Source organism: Oleiphilus sp. HI0117 (assembly GCF_001635235.1).
Genome location: NZ_LWGA01001181.1, coordinates 1 through 527 on the forward strand (window position 1 = coordinate 1; position 527 = coordinate 527).

1 protein-coding gene is annotated in these 527 nt (G+C 48.4%); it reads right to left on the reverse strand.

Going from position 1 to position 527, the window contains the following annotated elements; genetic code table 11:
* A partial coding sequence (locus tag A3757_RS20810; RefSeq protein WP_197470180.1) for an acyl-CoA dehydrogenase family protein occupies window positions 1–527 on the reverse strand: 527 nt, incomplete at both ends.

Below are 527 nucleotides of genomic sequence, written 5' to 3' on the forward strand. Positions count from 1 at the left end.
TGTTCGGGTTTTCCTATTATTAGGCCGGGAGTCCCCGCCTCGACAAGGAAACAAGAAATGCCTTTTCCTTTTGCCGCACTCTTATCCGTCAGAGCCCAGACAACAAATACGCCAGCATATTCTGCGCTGGTAATGAATTGCTTGCTGCCATTTAGCGCCCAGCCCGAAGCTGTTTTAGTAGCGGAACATTTCATTGATGAAGGGTCCGAACCGGCCTGAGACTCAGTCAAGCAGAATGCTCCGGCAGAATATTCACCAGAGCAAAGTTTTGGTAGATAAGAATGTTTCTGTTGTGTGCTGCCAACCGCCTGGATAACCTCAGCAACCATGTTTGTTACCGATGTTGTAACTGCTGTCGAAGCGCAAGCCTTGGCTATTTCAGTGATGGCCAAACTAAAGGAAACGGTACCGGCATTGGTACCGCCGTATTCACTCGAGATATTGAGCCCCATAAAACCGAGCTGAGCCAGTTTCTTTAGATTCTTAACAAAGGTTTCCTGTGCCTCCCCCATATCAAGCTTATCGGC